At 67.4% G+C, this 16,601-nt stretch carries 18 protein-coding genes; 4 read left to right on the forward strand and 14 right to left on the reverse strand.

The window, feature by feature from the left end; translation table 11 throughout:
- Positions 1–59: 59 nt before the first annotated feature.
- Entirely contained in the window at positions 60–917 is an 858-nt protein-coding gene (locus VGZ23_13580; protein HEV2358617.1) for a hypothetical protein, read from the forward strand.
- Between the two features lie 125 nt (positions 918–1,042).
- Positions 1,043–2,107, forward strand: coding sequence for a glucose-1-phosphate thymidylyltransferase (locus VGZ23_13585; protein HEV2358618.1), 1,065 nt, complete (start codon positions 1,043–1,045; stop codon positions 2,105–2,107).
- Here the strand turns inward: VGZ23_13585 and rfbD are convergent.
- Genes rfbD through rfbC form a run of 3 tightly spaced genes read right to left on the reverse strand, consistent with a single transcriptional unit; the run spans position 2,099 to position 4,571 of the window.
- The gene (gene rfbD, locus VGZ23_13590; protein HEV2358619.1) at positions 2,099–2,959 is read right to left on the reverse strand and encodes a dTDP-4-dehydrorhamnose reductase; all 861 of its coding nucleotides are present in this window, start codon (positions 2,957–2,959) and stop codon (positions 2,099–2,101) included. The genes VGZ23_13585 and rfbD overlap by 9 nt on opposite strands.
- Complete coding sequence (gene rfbB, locus VGZ23_13595; protein ID HEV2358620.1) at positions 2,956–4,008, reverse strand: dTDP-glucose 4,6-dehydratase; 1,053 nt, start codon at positions 4,006–4,008, stop codon at positions 2,956–2,958. The genes rfbD and rfbB overlap by 4 nt, the downstream gene beginning before the upstream one ends.
- Positions 4,005–4,571, reverse strand: coding sequence for a dTDP-4-dehydrorhamnose 3,5-epimerase (gene rfbC / locus VGZ23_13600; GenBank protein HEV2358621.1), 567 nt, complete (start codon positions 4,569–4,571; stop codon positions 4,005–4,007). The genes rfbB and rfbC overlap by 4 nt, the downstream gene beginning before the upstream one ends.
- Before the next feature lie 327 nt (positions 4,572–4,898).
- Here rfbC and VGZ23_13605 point away from each other — a divergent pair, with 327 nt between their 5' ends.
- Entirely contained in the window at positions 4,899–5,141 is a 243-nt protein-coding gene (locus tag VGZ23_13605) for a hypothetical protein (protein ID HEV2358622.1), read from the forward strand.
- A gap of 267 nt (positions 5,142–5,408) precedes the next feature.
- Here the strand turns inward: VGZ23_13605 and VGZ23_13610 are convergent, their stop codons facing one another.
- The 9 genes from VGZ23_13610 to VGZ23_13650 form a co-directional block, all read right to left on the reverse strand.
- Positions 5,409–6,212 (reverse strand): serine protease, encoded by an 804-nt coding sequence (locus tag VGZ23_13610; GenBank protein HEV2358623.1) that lies wholly within the window; start codon positions 6,210–6,212, stop codon positions 5,409–5,411.
- Entirely contained in the window at positions 6,200–6,982 is a 783-nt protein-coding gene (locus VGZ23_13615) for a hypothetical protein (GenBank protein ID HEV2358624.1), read from the reverse strand. The genes VGZ23_13610 and VGZ23_13615 overlap by 13 nt, the downstream gene beginning before the upstream one ends.
- Before the next feature lie 85 nt (positions 6,983–7,067).
- Positions 7,068–7,772: a succinate dehydrogenase iron-sulfur subunit gene (sdhB, locus tag VGZ23_13620; GenBank protein HEV2358625.1), complete on the reverse strand. Its 705-nt coding sequence runs from the start codon at positions 7,770–7,772 to the stop codon at positions 7,068–7,070.
- Entirely contained in the window at positions 7,769–9,487 is a 1,719-nt protein-coding gene (locus VGZ23_13625) for an FAD-dependent oxidoreductase (GenBank protein ID HEV2358626.1), read from the reverse strand. Before VGZ23_13625 ends, sdhB begins: the two co-directional genes overlap by 4 nt.
- A gap of 151 nt (positions 9,488–9,638) precedes the next feature.
- The gene (locus tag VGZ23_13630) at positions 9,639–10,238 is read right to left on the reverse strand and encodes a fumarate hydratase C-terminal domain-containing protein (protein ID HEV2358627.1); all 600 of its coding nucleotides are present in this window, start codon (positions 10,236–10,238) and stop codon (positions 9,639–9,641) included.
- A 1-nt stretch (position 10,239) separates the two neighbouring features.
- A complete protein-coding gene (locus tag VGZ23_13635; GenBank protein HEV2358628.1) occupies positions 10,240–11,136 on the reverse strand; it encodes a fumarate hydratase in 897 nt (298 codons plus the stop codon).
- A gap of 16 nt (positions 11,137–11,152) precedes the next feature.
- Complete coding sequence (locus VGZ23_13640) at positions 11,153–11,986, reverse strand: ABC transporter permease (GenBank protein HEV2358629.1); 834 nt, start codon at positions 11,984–11,986, stop codon at positions 11,153–11,155.
- Positions 11,967–12,785, reverse strand: coding sequence for an ABC transporter ATP-binding protein (locus VGZ23_13645; protein ID HEV2358630.1), 819 nt, complete (start codon positions 12,783–12,785; stop codon positions 11,967–11,969). Before VGZ23_13645 ends, VGZ23_13640 begins: the two co-directional genes overlap by 20 nt.
- 11 nt (positions 12,786–12,796) lie before the next feature.
- Positions 12,797–13,771, reverse strand: a complete 975-nt coding sequence (locus VGZ23_13650) for an ABC transporter substrate-binding protein (GenBank protein ID HEV2358631.1) — start codon at positions 13,769–13,771, stop codon at positions 12,797–12,799.
- Between the two features lie 160 nt (positions 13,772–13,931).
- Here VGZ23_13650 and VGZ23_13655 point away from each other — a divergent pair, with 160 nt between their 5' ends.
- A complete protein-coding gene (locus tag VGZ23_13655) occupies positions 13,932–14,972 on the forward strand; it encodes a glutamate cyclase domain-containing protein (protein ID HEV2358632.1) in 1,041 nt (346 codons plus the stop codon).
- 37 nt (positions 14,973–15,009) lie between these two features.
- Here the strand turns inward: VGZ23_13655 and VGZ23_13660 are convergent, their stop codons facing one another.
- Both VGZ23_13660 and VGZ23_13665 read right to left on the reverse strand, forming a co-directional pair.
- Complete coding sequence (locus tag VGZ23_13660) at positions 15,010–15,657, reverse strand: sigma-70 family RNA polymerase sigma factor (GenBank protein HEV2358633.1); 648 nt, start codon at positions 15,655–15,657, stop codon at positions 15,010–15,012.
- A 5-nt stretch (positions 15,658–15,662) separates the two neighbouring features.
- Positions 15,663–16,250 carry a TetR family transcriptional regulator C-terminal domain-containing protein gene (locus VGZ23_13665; GenBank protein ID HEV2358634.1) on the reverse strand — a complete coding sequence of 196 codons (588 nt, stop codon included), beginning with the start codon at positions 16,248–16,250 and terminating at the stop codon, positions 15,663–15,665.
- Positions 16,251–16,601 lie beyond the last annotated feature (351 nt).

Raw genomic sequence — 16,601 nt, forward strand, 5'->3', positions numbered from 1 at the left:
CCGATCCGGTAACGATATCTGATAGTATGTGTTTCGTGAACCAAGCCGGGCCGCGAGGAATGATCCAGAACGTTCGGCACGTCATTCGATTGCGGACACGTCTCAGGCAACTCGCTTTGCTGATCATGCAATTCGCCTCTCGACTGGTGCTGAGCTCCCGCTTACGGCGAGAGGGCCTCCCGTTATCCCCCCGTTCAGTTTTGCTGCTCGCAATATACCGCAACAAGAATGCCCTCATTATTCTCCCGCTCATCCGTGAAGCGCAAGACCGTGGATGGGAGATTCGTTTGTGGGCTTTGGACGAAATACATCCCTCGCTCGCCGCCTTCTCGGTCGGGTCGGGCACGGGGGCCAAGTTTCCACTGCTCAATTCCCTGCTCGGTTCAGGAAATTGGTCTGATTTCGAATGGGTCGTTGTCGCAGACGATGACGTGAAGCTCGAGCGCGGGTCGCTTCGGGTGTTTCTGCACACCGCCGAGGAGGCCGGCCTTTCTGTGGCTCAGCCTGCTCACAGCCCGTTGAGCTACCGAGGACACAACATCAATCTCGTCGTGCCGTTCTCTGTCGCGCATCTCACCACGTTCGTCGAGAATGGCCCCATCTTCGCCGTGCATCGGTCTTGGTTCGACCGGTTCTTCCCATTCCCCGACGGGTACGCCATGGGATGGGGGCTGGAACTTCTTTGGATGGATCTGATCAAGACCGGCGCGCGACTGGGCATTGTTGATCTCGTTACAATGCGCCACGTCAATCCCATAGCCGGTCAATACGCGGCTTTGCCCGAACTTGAGCGCGTGCAAGAACTCTTGAGAGCACGCGGCGCGAAGTCAATTCACGAATTGGAGCACACGTTGGGCGTGTGGCGGCCCTGGCAACGTCGCCCGGATTGGCTGTCGACGAGCGGCCCCGTGGGATAAACCCTCACCGCAGGGCTATTTGCGGCCCACGAATAATATTGCGTACCGCAGGAAGGCAACACTATTCGCTGTTCGCGGCAGGGGATGGCTCGCGTGCAAGAATCGGTTCACGGTGCGATGCGGCGTTGAAGGCCCTGGTGCTCTCGGGAGGGAGAGGGACCAGGCTGCGCCCACTCACGCATACGATCGCGAAGCAACTCATTCCGGTAGCCAATAAGCCGATCCTGTATTACGTCATGCGGCATATTCGCGACGTGGGTATCCGTGACGTCGCCGTGGTTGTGTCCCCGGAAACCGGTCAGCAGGTCAGAGACGCCCTGTCCAAACTCTCGCCAGACGTTCCCCTTACATACATCGTGCAAGACCAGCCCAAGGGGCTCGCTCACGCCGTCTTGATTTCCAGGGAGTTCCTCGGGAACGATCCCTTTGTGATGTACCTCGGAGACAACCTGATCGGCGGCGGGATTCAGGCCTTTGTCGAGGCCTTTCGGGCCGGCGATTCGGATGCGCTCATCTTGCTGAAGGAGGTGCCCGATGCCCGCATGTTCGGGGTCGCGGCGGTGGATTCGAATGGCCGCGTTGTGCGTCTGATTGAGAAACCCACAGAACCCCCGAGCCATCTCGCCCTCGTAGGAATCTACGTGTTCGGACCCGCCATTCACCAGGCGATCGCCGCGATCACGCCGTCCCGCAGGGGAGAGCTGGAAATCACAGACGCCATTCAACGCCTGCTGGATACCGGACGATCCGTGCGCAGCTTCACGTTGGACGGCTGGTGGCTCGATGCCGGCAAAAAGGATGATCTCCTGGAAGCGAATCGAGTGGTGCTGGACGAGTGGACGGTTCGGCAAATCGACGGCGAGGTGGACGCCGAGAGCGTCGTGACCGGACGCGTCATCGTGGAGACCGGCGCCCAGATCCGGCGAAGCCGCGTACGGGGGCCAAGTTCGATCGGCGCCGGGGCCCTGATCGAAGACACCTTCATCGGCCCCTACACGAGCGTCGGACAAGGGTGCACCGTCAGTAATTCAGCGCTGGAACATTGCGTATTGCTTGATGCTGTACGGGTTGAGGGGGTCGGCCGCATGGAAGACAGCGTCATCGGCCGAAACGCGGTGGTCCGGCGTCTGTCTCGAGATCATCAGAGCCTCAGGCTCATGATCGGCGACGACGCCGAGGTTCTACTGTAACCGCCCCGTTTCGACGAGATACGCTTTCAAAGCGTCGGACCAGGGTCGCAGGTCGTCGATGCCGCACCGCTCGAGCCCGTGGTGAGCGAGCACTGAATACGCCGGCCGGCGGGCGGCGGCGCCAAAGGCCGCCGTGGTCGTCGAGTCGAAATCGGGCTCCAGCCCCAGAAGGTCAAAGATCTTGCCGGCAAACTCGTACCATGAACACGCTCCGGTGTTCGTGACATGAAATATCCCACCGGCCTCCCGCTCTAACAAGACTCGGATGAGGTGCGCAACATCTCTCGCATACGTCGGCGCCAGCACTTGATCGTCAACGACGCGAATGGCCTGGTTTCCCGCGGCAAGCCGCAGCATCGTCTCGACAAAATTACCGCCTTTTCCCCGAGAACCGGCGGCGCCGTACAGTCCAGATGTGCGGATGATCAGATGCCGGGCGCAGACGTTCCGGACGAAGTATTCTCCGGCAAGTTTGGAGACCCCATACACGCTCAGCGGATTGGGCGCGTCGCGTTCACTGTATGGAGAGCGCTGCTCCCCGTCAAACACATAGTCGGTGCTCAGGTACACGAGCGCGGCGTCGAGGTCCGCGCATACGCGCGCGAGATTCAGCACCGCACGGGCGTTGACATCAAAGGCGGTTTGGGTGTCAGATTCGCAGTCGTCGACACGGGTGATCGCGGCCGTGTTGATGACCGCGGTGGGGCGAATGCCGGCCAGCAGCGCTCGAACGGACGCAAAATCACGCAAGTCGCACGCCGGGCGAGTAAGTGGATGGACATCCCACTGAGTCAGGGCACGGGGAAGCTCGCTCCCCAGCTGGCCGTTCGCGCCGATGATCGCGACCCTCACGGCACCCCGTGTGTCCAGTGCCTGCCGTAGACGTCCGCGTGGTAGTCCATGTAGGCGCCCGAGCAAACCCGCTCGACCCAGTCGCGATGCTCCAAATACCACCCCACAGTGCGGACCATGCCTTCTTCGAAACTGACACGCGGAGCCCACGCCAGCTCGCGGCGAATCCTCCCCGCGTCGATCGCGTACCGTCGATCGTGACCCGGCCGGTCGGGCGTGAAGCAAATATCCGGGACCCCGCTTCCGAGCGCACTCCCGGCGGCTTCGGCCAGCGTTTGGCGCAGCGCCTGCGCGACCTCCACGTTTGTCCGTTCGCGGCCGGCGGCCACATTGTAGATGGCCCCGACCTTACCGCGGTCCAGCACCGCCAGGATCGCTTCGCTGTTGTCCGCAACGTACAACCAATCGCGTTGCTGCATGCCGTCGCCGTAGAGCGGCAGGGTCTCGCCGGCAAGGGCGTTTCGGATCAACAGAGGGATCAGTTTTTCTGGAAACTGCCAGGGCCCGTAATTGTTCGAGCTGCGCGTAATGAGAATCGGAAGGCCGTACGTGCGCCGATAGGCTAAGCACAACAGATCCGCGGCGGCCTTGCTCGCGGCGTACGGACTGCTTGGGCGGAGCGGGCTGTCCTCGGACGCACGAACGCCCTCGGCCAGGTCCCCGTAGACCTCGTCGGTCGAGATTTGCACAAACCGCTCGACTGAATACTCCCTCGCCACCTCGAGGAGTGATTGGACTCCAAGAACGTTTGCGTGAAGGAAGGGGGCCGCGTCGAGTATGCTGCGGTCCACGTGCGATTCCGCCGCGAAGTTGACCACCGCCCACGGGCGTTCCTCTGCGCAGAGCGTCTGGAGGCCCGCGCGATCGGCAATATCTCCCTTGACGAAACGGTACCGCTCATCCCGGCCTGACGTGGCGACGCGTTCGAGATCCCCGGCGTAGGTCAGATTGTCGACGTTGACTATTCTCCATCCCGTCCGTTCGAGCAGGAGGCGGACGAAATGACTGCCGATAAATCCGCACCCGCCGGTCACCAGGACCGTTGTCACCGGGGACCTCCGAGCCTCGGCCGGTGGCCGGGGTCTCGAAGAAAAGGGAGCGCGGCGTCCTTAGCCGACAGAATTGGGTCCGCGATTGGCCAGCGGATATCGACCAGCGGATCGTTCCAGCGGACGCCCGTTTCCAGCTCAGGCGAATACTCGGCCGTCACCTTGTATACGACGTCGGCCACGTCACTCAACACGCAGAATCCGTGCGCGAAGCCTTCCGGGACGTACAGCATGCGATAGTCGTGGCCGCTTAAGACGACGCCGACCCACCGCTTGTAGGTAGGCGAATCCGAGCGAACGTCGACGGCGACGTCGAAGATCTTTCCGTGAACCACGCCGACCAACTTTCCTTGAGCCATCGGGTGCTTCTGATAGTGCAGACCACGCAGCACCCTGTACACCGAATGCGAGTAATTGTCCTGGACGAAAACCTCGTGGATGCCCGCGGCCTCGAACTCGGATCGCTTGTAGGTTTCCACAAAGACGCCTCGAGGGTCCTCAAAAGCCGCGGCTTCAACGAGAATCGGGCCGGGTAGTTCTAGCTCCTTGAAGCGGAATGGCATAGGATCTCACACGTCCAGTTCAGAGCGGCAAATCGAATATGCCCGTGCCATGAGTCGACGTTCGTTATCCTATTCATGTCGCGAAGTTCGAGGAAACAATTCTGGTAACCTGCGGCCCGTCTATTCTCCGGCAGCCAAGGCGGCCATGGCCTGGCATTTGGCGGTCTGTGTCCCCGCTCATGACGCAGCCGGGGCCGCGCCGGCCCAACTCTTCCGGCTGCGGGTCGAGGCACCCGGGAACCCCCTGTACGGTATCAGAGCGCGGCGGATGGGGGGGATTTCCTTGGCGGTCCGCGGCCCCGCAGCATGAACGCACGACTTAGCGACGTGACGCCGACGGACCTCGCGTTCCATTACGACTACGATTTCGGATCGACGACGAGGCTGAGACTCAAGGTGGCAAGCGAGCGTGAAGGGCAGATCGGCCACCGGCCGCTACGTCTGCTGGCGCGCAACGAGCCTGCCGCGTGGCACTGTGCCGCTTGCAGCGCGCCCGCCACCGAGATCTGCACCTGGTGTACCGATGAACTCGCAGATCCGTTCTTCTGCAAGACGCATGCCCGAGCATAAATTGTCGAGGCGCACGACGAAGATGACGCAGCTCTGTTGCCTGTCGTGAATTCGCCCCGCATGGGCGTCTGCGCCTACGCGGGGCCCCGGAACAATCGGTACGAGATCCGGCCGACTTGACTTGTCGGAGACACCCATCTCTCATTTCATCGCGCACTGGGACCGGACGTTTAGCTATGCGAAGCGAGTGAGCGAAAGGTGGTGTGACATGGACCCTCATCCGCGCCCGCGGAGATCTGGCGAGTATGGGCTCACGCCGGAAAAGGTTCATTGACACGGGGTCTTGAGCGCGCTTTGGGCGATGCCCGCGCCATCGTGGGGCTTGGACGCAGACTTCCATGTCTGCATGCCCACGACGTATCCGGAGGTGTCGAGTATCGGCGCTCCCGACTCTCCTTGTTGCGCCGGGGTTGCGTAGCGCAGGGCGACGATGGGCGTCCCGTCGGAGGCCTTGAAGAGGCTGAGGACCCGGCCGGGCTGCGTCATGAGTGTTGGAGGGCCCACGCTGAAAGTATACCCCAGGGTCTCAACCTGCTGTCCGGCGACGGGATCGCGGCCGGCGAACGCGAGCGCGGGAAACGCCGGCAGCGGCCCGGTGTGAGGGCGCCACTGCCGCCCCTGCACCTGGACGACCTGGCCGGCCGGGGCCGGACCGAGGCGCACCTCCGCGATATCCCTGCGTGGGTGGACCGGTTGAGTGTCATCGAGCGTCTGATAGGCGGGAAGCGCAGACGCGCACGTCACCGACGCTGAGAACCACTCGCCGTTCCATAGGGCGATCAGCCGGTAGCGACCCGGATCGCGCAAGAACCCAAGCACGACGTGGGCATTGGTCAATACCGTGCCGTCGGAGCCGATGAAGAAGCCCGAGCCGAAGGCGCTCTGCCCGGCGGCAGCGGCGGCGACGTCCAGCAGGGCGACGACGCCGCCGGAGCCCGACATCCCCTGCGCCTCGGATGCGTGGTGCGCGGGGGCAAGACCGAGGGTTAGGGCGACGCCAAGGAACCCGGCCCACCAGACCGCTCGGTGCGCGCCGGCGCTTCGTGCGCCCGATCCGCTTAGCGGCGCCATCCCAACAGCACCGCCAACGCGGGCAGAGACAGGCCAACTGTGAGCGCGAGGACGGCCACGAACGACGGGCCCCCGGCCGCCGTCGCCCGCCGGTCGAGGATCTCGAGCGCGATGAGGCGCAGGCCGTCGAGCGCATGGTATAGGACCGCCGCGACCAGCCCAACCTCCATCGGAATCAGATACGGCATGCTGTAGGCCCTCACGGTCTGATCGTACAGATCGGGAGCCAGCGGAAAGAGCGCGACGTCGAGCACGTGGACGAGGAGGAACCCGAGAATCCCCGCGCCCGCGGCCCGATTGAGGGCAAAAGCCCACTGCCCCGGATAGTGCCACCGGCCGATCGGCTCACGGCGGGCCACTCTGAGACCAATCCCCATGCCGGCCGACGCAACGGCCAGGTATGTCGCCGTGGCGATGACCACGAGCCCGCCGACGAGGACCGAGGGGATCCAGGCATATTCCGGGGCAATCCCGCCGTGATGGGAGAGCGGGGCCGCCATCACCGCCACGGTCCCGACACCCGCGAATCCGACCGCGATGGCCGCGGCCGTCACGTCGAGGGCCGCTCGGACGGCGGGCCGCCGGATCACCTCGCGCAGCATCCCCTGCACGCCGACGACGCCGTGCGTCAGCGCGAGGACCAGCAGGGTCCAGTCGAACGCCCGCCAGCCGGCGCCGCGCCAGCGTCCGCCGACGAACGCGGCGCCCGTCGCCGACGGGGCCGTGGCGTAGTGCATCAGAAAGAGGTGGATGAGCACGAAGGCAACCATGAGGACACCGGTCACCCGGAGGTAGTACCAGGCGAACGCCTGCCGGCCCGCCCCAGGCCTACCCCCTGCCCCTCCGGCCGCCGCCCTATCGATGGACGGCGCCCTTTCGCAGCAGTTGAATCGACAGCAGGGGGTTGACGCCGACCGGACAGACGGTCACGCAGTTGCCGACGCTGTGGCATGCGAAAATGCCGCCGTCGGAAGCAACGAGGCGCAGCCGTTCGGCGCCGGCCTTGTCGCGTGTGTCGGCGCTGACCGCGTAGGCGCGATTGAGGGCCGCGGGACCGAGAAACTCGGGAACGATCGCCGCCACCGGACACGCCGAGTAGCACGCGCCGCACGAGATGCAGTCGATCTGCCGGTCCACCACCTCCCGCGCGGCGCCGCCCGGGGGGATGACGGCCGGGTCCGCGGCCGGGCCGAGCAGCGACGTCGTCTCGCCGACATAGAAGGGATCCACCGCGCGGTACTTGTCGAAGAACGGGCGGAGGTCGACGAGCAGATCTTTGACGACGGGGAGCGACCGCAGGGGCTCGACGCTCACGGGCGGCCGCAGATGTTCGAGGCGCAGGCCACAGGCCAGCCCTTCGCGGCCGTTCACGACCATCGCGCACGACCCGCACATGCCGGCACGGCACGAGTACCGGAACGCCAGCGTGGAATCCAGTTGCTCGAGAATCCAAAACAGCGCGTCGAGGACGCTCATCATCGGCCGCGCGTCGACCGTGTAGGACTGCCAGCGGGGCCGGCGGTCCGCCGCGGGGTCGAACCGCCTGACGCGCACGATCACGCGGGCGCGAGTCCCTGCGGGACCTCGTTCGCGTCCCGGGGCGCAAGACGCGCGAGACGGACCGGCTCGGTCCACGGGTCGCGGCCCGCCGACTGAAACACGTTCGCGAGCCAGTGCGCATCATCGCGGTCCGGGAAATCGCGCCGCGCGTGCGACCCGCGGCTCTCCCGGCGGTACCTCGCGGCCGTCGCGGTCAACCGGGCGGCCGCGAGCAGGTTCCGCACGTCCAGGACCTGCTGCCACGCGAGATTGGCGCGCGGTCCGCCCGGGGCCCCCGCGGACGCAACCCGTTCCTCGAGCACACCGATCGCATCCAACGCACGGCGGAGCCCCGCGTCGTCGCGGACCAGGCCGACATGTTCCCACATCGTCTGCTGGAGCGCGTCGCGGATCGCAAAGGGGTTCTCCGCCGGCGCGCGGCCGAGCGGCGCGGTCGCGCGCCGGCAGGCCTCCGCGGCCTCGCCGGCATCCGGCGCCGCCTCGGGGAGCGCGGTGCACTCTTCGGCCGCCGTCAGGCCCGCCCGCCGGCCGAAGACGCACGATTCGGCCACACCGTTGCCGCCGAGGCGGTTGGCGCCGTGCACCCCCCCGGCGTCCTCCCCGGCCACCAGCAGTCCGGGCATCGCGGTGCGGCACGCGGGGTCGATGCGCACGCCGCCCATGTGGAAATGCGCCGTCGGCGTGACCTCCACCGGCCCCCGCGCGAGATCGTAGCCCACCTCCGCGCAGCGGCGGGCCATGCCCGGAAAATGGCGGAGCACGAAGTCCGGCCCGAGGTGCGAGGCGTCGAGCAGTACGCCCCCGGACGGCGTTCCCCGCCCGGCCATGATCTCGAGATAACTCGCCCGGGCCACCACGTCGCGCGTCGCGCGCTCCATGCGCGCCGGGTCGTACCGCGCCATGAACCGCTCGCCCTGCGCGTTGAGGAGATGCGCTCCCGCCCCGCGCAGCCCTTCTTCGAGCACCATGCCGGAGAGCCGGGACGCCCCGGCGAGGAGCCCCGTCGGGTGAAACTGCATCATCTCCATGTCCATGAGATCGCAGCCGGCGCGGTACGCCATCGCGTAGCCGTCCCCGGTCTTTTCGAGGGACGGCGCCGAAAACGTGTACATGCGGGGCCCGCCGCCCGTGGCGAGTACTGCGACCCGCGAGCGGACGAGCAGAAACTCACCCGTGGCGTGCCGCAGCAGGAGGGCGCCGGTGATCCGTCCGCCGGGGCGGTCGTGGAGGAGATCCACGGCGCGCGTTTCGTCGAGGCACCGGATATCCCGCGCGAAGAGCTGGTCGTGGAGGCGGCTCACGATCTCGATCCCGGTGAGGTCGCCCCGATGCACCGTCCGGTCGAACGATTGGCCGGCGAACGCCTTCTGATGGATGTGGCCGTCCTCCCGGCGGTCGAAGAAGACCCCGATGTTCGTCTCGAGCCGCCGGATGATCTCCGGCGCGTCGGATACGAGCGCCCACGCGAGCTCCTGGTCGTTCAGAAACTGTCCGCCGATGATGGTGTCCCGAAAGTGCAGCTCGGGCGAGTCGCGTGGGTCGAGCGCCGCGTTGAAGCCGCCCTGCACGAGGCGCGTACAGCCGCTTTTGCCGATCAGGCCCTTGCTGGCGACGACGATGCGGAGGCGCGGGTTGACGTCGTACGCGTGCAGAGCGGCCATCAACCCCGCCCCGCCGCTGCCGATGATCAGAATGTCACACTGCAGCGTCTCCATCAGAAGGCGTCGGTCAGTGACCCCTGACGATCCACTGCCGCCAGGGTCACCGGCACGGTCTGCGCCGCACGCCAGAAGGCGTCGGTCAGTGACCCCTGACGATCCACTGCCGCCAGGGTCAACGGCACGGTCTGCGCCGCACGCGGTCCCGTCACGGGGTGAGCCCCAGCTTCGTGTAGATCTCGGCGAGCCGTGCCTGCGCGGTTTGGGCGACGTCCCGGTAAAGACTCGCGCCGTGCGCGTCCATCGCGACGGTGAGCGGTCCGAACCCCCGCACCCGAAACTGCCACAGGCACTCCGGCATGAGGTCTTCCCAGTACACGCGCTCGATGGCCTCGACCTGCTCCGTCTCCACCGACGCCGCGCCGCCGACGATCGCGAAGTAGGCCCCGCCGGACTCCCGGAACGCCGCGCTGCTGTCGTCGGACAGGCCGCCCTTGCCGATAATCGCCCGGACCCCATAGTCGCGGAGCAGGCCGCGCGTAAACCGGTCCATCCGCATGCTCGTCGTCGTGCCGACCGTGGTGGGCTCGTACCCGCTCGCCGCGGCGGCCGACGGTCGCACGTTGGGCGCCACGTGGAGCAGCACGCCGCCGCGAAGATCTGCCGGCGGCGCCTGGCCCTGATCGAAGATCCGGATGAGCGTGGCGTCCCGAATGCCCCAGACCACGCCGTCGAGCGTCACGGCGTCGCCGGCGCGAAGGCGCCGCACGTCCTCTTCCGACAACGGAGGGCGCAGACGGTGGTCCATTTTAGTACCCGATCTCCACCCGGCCGTCGCCGTAGACCCGCGCGCGACGCCGCTCGCCGCGCCAGCACTGCATGTTGACGGCCACGGGGTTGAGCGTGATGTGCGTCCAGGCCGTCTCGACGTGCACGTCCAGCACCGTCGTCTCGCCCCCGAGCCCCATCGGGCCGATCCCGGTGCTGTTGATCGCGTCCCGCATCTCGACTTCGAGCGCGGCGACCTCGGGGTCGGGATGCCGCGTGCCGACCGGGCGCAGCGTCGCCTTCTTGGCGAGCGTCATGCAGAGGTCGGAGGAACCGCCGATCCCGACGCCGACGATGGTCGGCGGACACGGCCGGCCGCCGGCCGCGACGCACGTCTCGAGGATGAACTTCTTGATGCCGCCCACTCCGTCCGCGGGCAGGAGCATCTTGAGAAACGACATGCTTTCCGACCCGGACCCCTTCGGCATCATCACGATGTCGATGTGGTCGATGGCGGTGGAAAACTCGACGTGGAACACCGGGACGCCCTCGCCGCTGCTGGTCTGGCGGTTCGTACGGCCGAGCGCGGAGACGATGCTCGACCGCAGCGGCGTCTCGCGGGTCGCCCGCTCCACCCCGCGCCGGAGCGCGTCCAGCATCGCGGCGCCGTCGATTGCGATCCCCCTGCCGATGGTGATCCAGAAGATCGGGATCCCCGTGTCCTGACACACGAGCGTCTGCTTGCGGTCGGACACATCGATCGCGCGCAGCATCGTGGTCAGAATCCCGCGCGGCCCGGGCAGCGACTCGCGCTCGGCCGCGGCCCGCAGCGCCTCCCGCACGTCCGGCGGGATGTCGATCTGCGCCTCGACGTACAGGCGGCGGCCCAGGTCTTCGAACAGGACGTCGGCGTTCACGAGCGTGGATGGGGGTTTCATCGGCGCCTCCCCGGCTCTACCGCACGGTCTTCAGGCCCCACGTGATCACCGTCCGCGCCTCAATGAGACGGAAGAGAAAATCCACGGCGATCCCGAGCACCGAGATCACGATCAACCCGGCGAAGATGTCCGGCACAAACAGATAGTACCGCGCGTTGTTGATGTACCAGCCGAGGCCGCCGGTCGACCCCGCCACGCCGAACACGAGCTCCGCCGCCACCACGGTCCGCCAGCCGAACGCCCAGGCCGTCTGCAGGCCGGCGAGAATGTACGGCAGCGCCGCCGGCAGCAGCACGCCGGTGACGAGCGGCACCCCCCGCAGCCCGAGGTTGCGCGCCACCATGCGGGTCGTGGGGCTGATGGTCCGAAACCCGGCGTCGGTGTTGATCGCCACGGGCCACACCGTCGCGAGCGCCACGACGAACACGATTGCCTTCGGCGTGATGCCGAACCAGATCATCGCCAGCGGCAGAATCGCGATCGCCGGCAGCGGGTTCATCACGGCGATCAGCACCGACAGCACGTCGTGGCCGATCTGCGAGAATACGGCCGCCGACGCAAACGCGAACCCGGCGAGCGCGCCGACGGCGATGCCGGCGAGCAGTTCCTGGAGGGTGCTCGCCGTCGCCGCCGGAATCTGGCCGTTCGCCACGGCCCGCCACCCGGCCGCCGCCACCTGGAGAGGAGACGACACGAGCAGCGGGGAGATGCGCGTCGCCTGCACGTACGTCTCCCAAACACCGACCAGCCCGACGATGATGACGGCGTAGCGGAGGCCCGTCGGGAGCCGGCCCCATGCGGCCGCCCGGGGCGGCGCCGCCCGCCGGGCGTCACCCGTGAGGACGGCCATGGATCGCTCCCGCCGCCGCGAGCGGCGCGGCGGATCGTGACGGTTCGACGAGCAGCGTCCGCAGGTGGTCGGAGAGGTCCTTGAACGCCGCGCTGCCCAAGTCATCCGCGGCGCGGGTATCCACGACTTCCCGCACGCGGCCGCGCTCACCCGACATCACGAGGACCCGGTGGCCGAGAAACACCGCTTCCTGGATCGAGTGCGTGACGAGCACGATGGTGACCCCCGTCCGCTTCCAGATCTCGTTGAGCTCGATCTGGAGCCGGCTGCGCGTGATCTCGTCGAGCGCGCCGAACGGCTCGTCCATGAGCAGCACCTCGGGCTCCAGCGCAAGCGCGCGGGCGATGGCGGTCCGCTGCTTCATCCCCCCGGAGAGCTGATGCGGATAGCGGTCTGCGGCCTGGGCAATGTTGACGAGATCCAGCATCTGCCGCGCCCGCGCCACTGCCGCGGCCCCCCGCACCCCGCGCGCCACCCCGAGCGCGTACACCACGTTACCGAGGACGGTGCGCCACGGGAAGAGCTGCTCGAAGTCCTGAAACACGACGGCGCGGTCCGGTCCGGGGCCGGTGACCGGATGGCCGTCCTGGAGGATTGCGCCGCGCGCCGGGAAGAGAAATCCCGCCAGCGCTTTGAGGAGCGTCGTCTTGCCGCACCCCGACGGCCCGATGATCACCAGTTTCTCGCCGCGCGCGACGGCAAAGCTCGCGCCCTCGACGACGCGCGCCTCGCCGTACGCGATGTCGACGTCCAGCGCGGCGAGGCGCGGGACAGGACCCGGCGCCGGCGGGGCCCCCACGGATGCGGCGCTCAGCTCCCGCTGCACCGGAGCACGGGCAGCTCGATGTCGCACATCGACCCCGGCACCTTCGACAGGAGACCGATGGAGTGCATGAACTGCGCGTACGTCATGAACCCGTGCGGCGTCGTCGCATACCGCACCCCGGGCCTGGTCATCCACGCCAGGAACTCGTCCGGCCCCGGCCGGCCGTGCGCGTCCGCCGAGAGAATCGCCGCCGTCTCTTTGGGATGGGCGTTGATGAACGCCGTCGCCTCCGTAAGATCGCGGGCCATGCCGTCGACGAGTTGAGGATACGCCGCGGCGATCTTGTCCGTCGTGAACACACTGTTGAACGTGCTCTCTCCGAACAGGTCGTAGCTCCGGAGGATGATCCGGCCGCCCGCCGCGACTTCCTCGAACTGGAACGGCGGCGACGACAGGTGCGCGGTCAACTGCCCGTTCAGCAGCGCCTGCACGCCGACGGGATGCTCGATCGAGACGATGTCGGTGTCCAGGGCGCCGGCATTGCCGAACACCTTCTGCGCCGCTTTGCGCAGCACGATGGCCTGAATCGAATCGACGCCCGGCATGCCGATCTTCATCCCCGGTTTAAGATCGCGCAGGGTGCGCACCGACGCGTCGCGGGTCACGAGCCAGAGGTTCATCTCGTTCATCGCCGCGACGAGCCGGAGCCCCGCCCCCCGGTCCCAGCCGATGAGAAACGGTGCGACGCCGCCCGCGCCGAACTGGATTTGCCCCGCGATCATCCCGGTGCGGATCGTCGCCCCGTTGGCCAGCAGCGTCCAGGCGAACGACGTCCCGGGGAATTGCTTCTCCAGCGTGTGCTGGGCCTTGATGACCAGCAGCGTCGCGTAGCCGATCCCGGGTTGATAGGCGATCGTGACGGTCGCCGGGGCGGCCGGGGCCGCGCGGCCCGGGCCGGTCCACGCGCCGAGCACGGCGACGGCCGTGGCCAGCGCAAGCGCGATGCGGACTGATCTCATGGTCACCCGCCTTCCGTTGGAGCCTGACATCGACGCTTTGCGCGGGCTTCTGCTGCTGGGGATCGGCCTCCTTCACCGGCGGCGGCGAGGCCCGTCACACGATCGGCGGCCGGGCCGGCCGGGGAGGAACGATCCGGGACCCCGTGCTATTAGGGGGGCTGTGATCACACCGACGACCGATCAGCGCAAGGTCGGCGAGAGCATCGACCGGCTGATTGCCGCGGACGGGGCCGGGCGCGGGGTCATCGACGAGCTCTACCCCGCGGCGCGCGCCCTCCACGACGGGCCGCTGTGTCTCGAGGCGGCGGCACGGCTCCTGTCCCGTGTGAGCCACGGCGATCCCGTTGTCCTGGCGACGGGCTTTCCGATGTACCCGTGGTTCATCGGCGAGCAGGACGGCCCGGTCGGCGCCGCCACTCTCGCCCGCGCGCTGGTCCTGGCGCGCGGCGCGCGGCCGGTGATCGTCACCGATCCCGTCAACGTCGACCTCTGCGCGGCCGCCGTCCGCGGGGCGGGCCTCTACGTGCGGCCGCTCGGCGACGCGCTCGGCCTTCCTACGACCGCGGCCGTGCTGCCCTTTCCGCTGGAGTGGACCGAGGCAGAAGAGCGGACCCGCGAGGTCTTGGAGACGCTTCGGCCGGCGGCGCTGATCGCCGTCGAGCGGCCCGGGGCCAACGAGCACCGGCACTACCACTCGGCGGGCGGGAAGAGCCTCACGGCGCACTGCGGCAAAATCGACCCGTTATTCGCCGCCGCGCGGGCCGCGGGGGTGCTCACGATTGCGGTGGCCGACGGCGGAAACGAGCTGGGCTGTGCGCCGATCCGGGAGACGATCCTCCGCACCGTCCCGCACGCACGCCGGTGCGCCTGCCCGTGCGCCGGCACCGTGGTCCCGGAGGTGGCGGCCGAGGTGCTGGTCGCGGCGGGGATTTCGAATTGGGGCGCGTACGGAATCGAAGCGGCGATGGCGCTTCTGCTCGGACGGCCCGAGGTACTGCACGACCGCCACACCGACGCCCGCGCGCACGACCGCTGCGCGGACGCCGGTGCGAACAACGACGGGCCAGGCCTGCTCGATCCCGGCGCGGACGCGGTGCCGGCCCGCCTTCACGGTCATCTGGTCGACCTGCTCGGCCAAGTGGTCGCGGGCGGACTCGATCTGGGGCGCCTGTACCGCGAGCCGCGCTATCCCTGGTTGTAGCCGCCGGCGCCCGCCGCGCCGCCGGCGCGCGAAGTCGTTAGTTGGCCCGGGCGTACCCGTGGGTGCGGCCGTACTCGGCCAGCGCCTTGCGCATCGCGCGGCGTCCGCGGAAGAGCCGGCTCATCACCGTCCCGCGGGGAATCCCCAGCGTGTCGGCGATTTCCTGATAGCTGAACCCTTCCAAATCGGCGAGCACCACGCACTCCCGAAAGACATCGGGCAGATTCACCAGGGCGTCGCGGACCTCGGCCTCCATCACGCCGCCGGTCACGAGGGACTCGGGCGACTCGTGCACGACAAACGCCGGATCCTGTCCCTCGATCTCGTCGACCGTGGGCACCGTCCGTGTGGTGGCGCGGTAGCGGTCGATATGCGCGTTGTGAAGGATGCGGAACAGCCACGCCTTCGGATTGGTCCCGTCGCGGTACGTGTGCAGCGAGCGCCAGGCCCGCAGGAACGTTTCCTGCACCAGGTCCTCCGCATCTTGTGACCGGCTCGTCAGCCGCAGGGCCGTCCGGTACAGCGCGTCCAAATGCGTCTTGACCATCTCTTCGAGAAGCGCCGCCTCCGGAGAAATTCGCGTGTCCGGAATGGACGGCGCCGGATTGCCGAGCCGGCGGTCCTGCGGCAGGACCGTGCGGACCGACTCCGTTGACGTTGTCTCGGTTTCCCGTACGTGTTCCACGTTTGTCACCTGCTCTCGAGAAGTTCCAAAGTCGCCCACGCCGCCCGCACCGGCCCGCCGTGGCCGTACGTCTTGCTGAGCAGCACGGCGCCTTCCACCTGGCTGACCAAGGCGGTCGCCACACGTTCGACATCGAGGTCCGGCCGAAACTCGCCGCGGCCGATGCCATCGCGGAGGCACGTCACGACCGTCGCCTCCCAGTGGCGGAACAGTCCGCTCAACCGCTCCCGAAATTTCGGATGGTCGCCGGCCAGTTCCGCGGCAAGGTTGCCGAAGGGACATCCTCGCCGGTACGCGTCGGCTTCGAGGCCGTTTAGGACCGCGGCAAAGAAGCGCTCGAGGCGCCGCCGGGCCGGCAGCTCCGCGTCGCGCAGGGTTCCTTCGATGACGTCGGAGTCAAACCGCGCCACCAGCCAATCCACGACCGCGAGCCCGAGCTCTTCCTTGCTCGCGAAGTGATAATAGAGGTTACTGCGGCACACCCCGCTCGAGGCCACGATATCGTCGAGCGACGTCGGCTGGAACCCACGCTGGTGAAACAGCCGCGCCGCCGCATCGAGGATCTTGTCCCGGTTGCTGCACTCCCGCTTCATCGTCTCCTCTGCCAAGCCGCCGCCAAACCGTCTTTGCCCTAGGATTATCCAGTACTAGGACTGGATCGTCCTAATGTTACTCGCGGAGGTCAAGAATGTCAAGAATCCGAAGTGCCTCAAAATTATCGACACCGAAGAGCGAACCGTTGCCTCAAAATGCCGGTCACCGGCGCCCAGGAGGCAACGTGGGTCCTCTCAGTGTGCGCGAATACGCCGCATCTCTTCGTGCGCGTTATCGCCTGGCCTCACGCCGGGACAAGAGTGGGCTCTTGGATGAGTTCTGCCGGGTCACCAAACGGGATCGCAAAGTCGCCATCCGCCTGCTGCGGCACCCGCCAAAACGAGCGCGCC

Source organism: bacterium (genome assembly GCA_035945995.1).
Lineage (GTDB): Bacteria > Sysuimicrobiota > Sysuimicrobiia > Sysuimicrobiales > Segetimicrobiaceae > DASSJF01.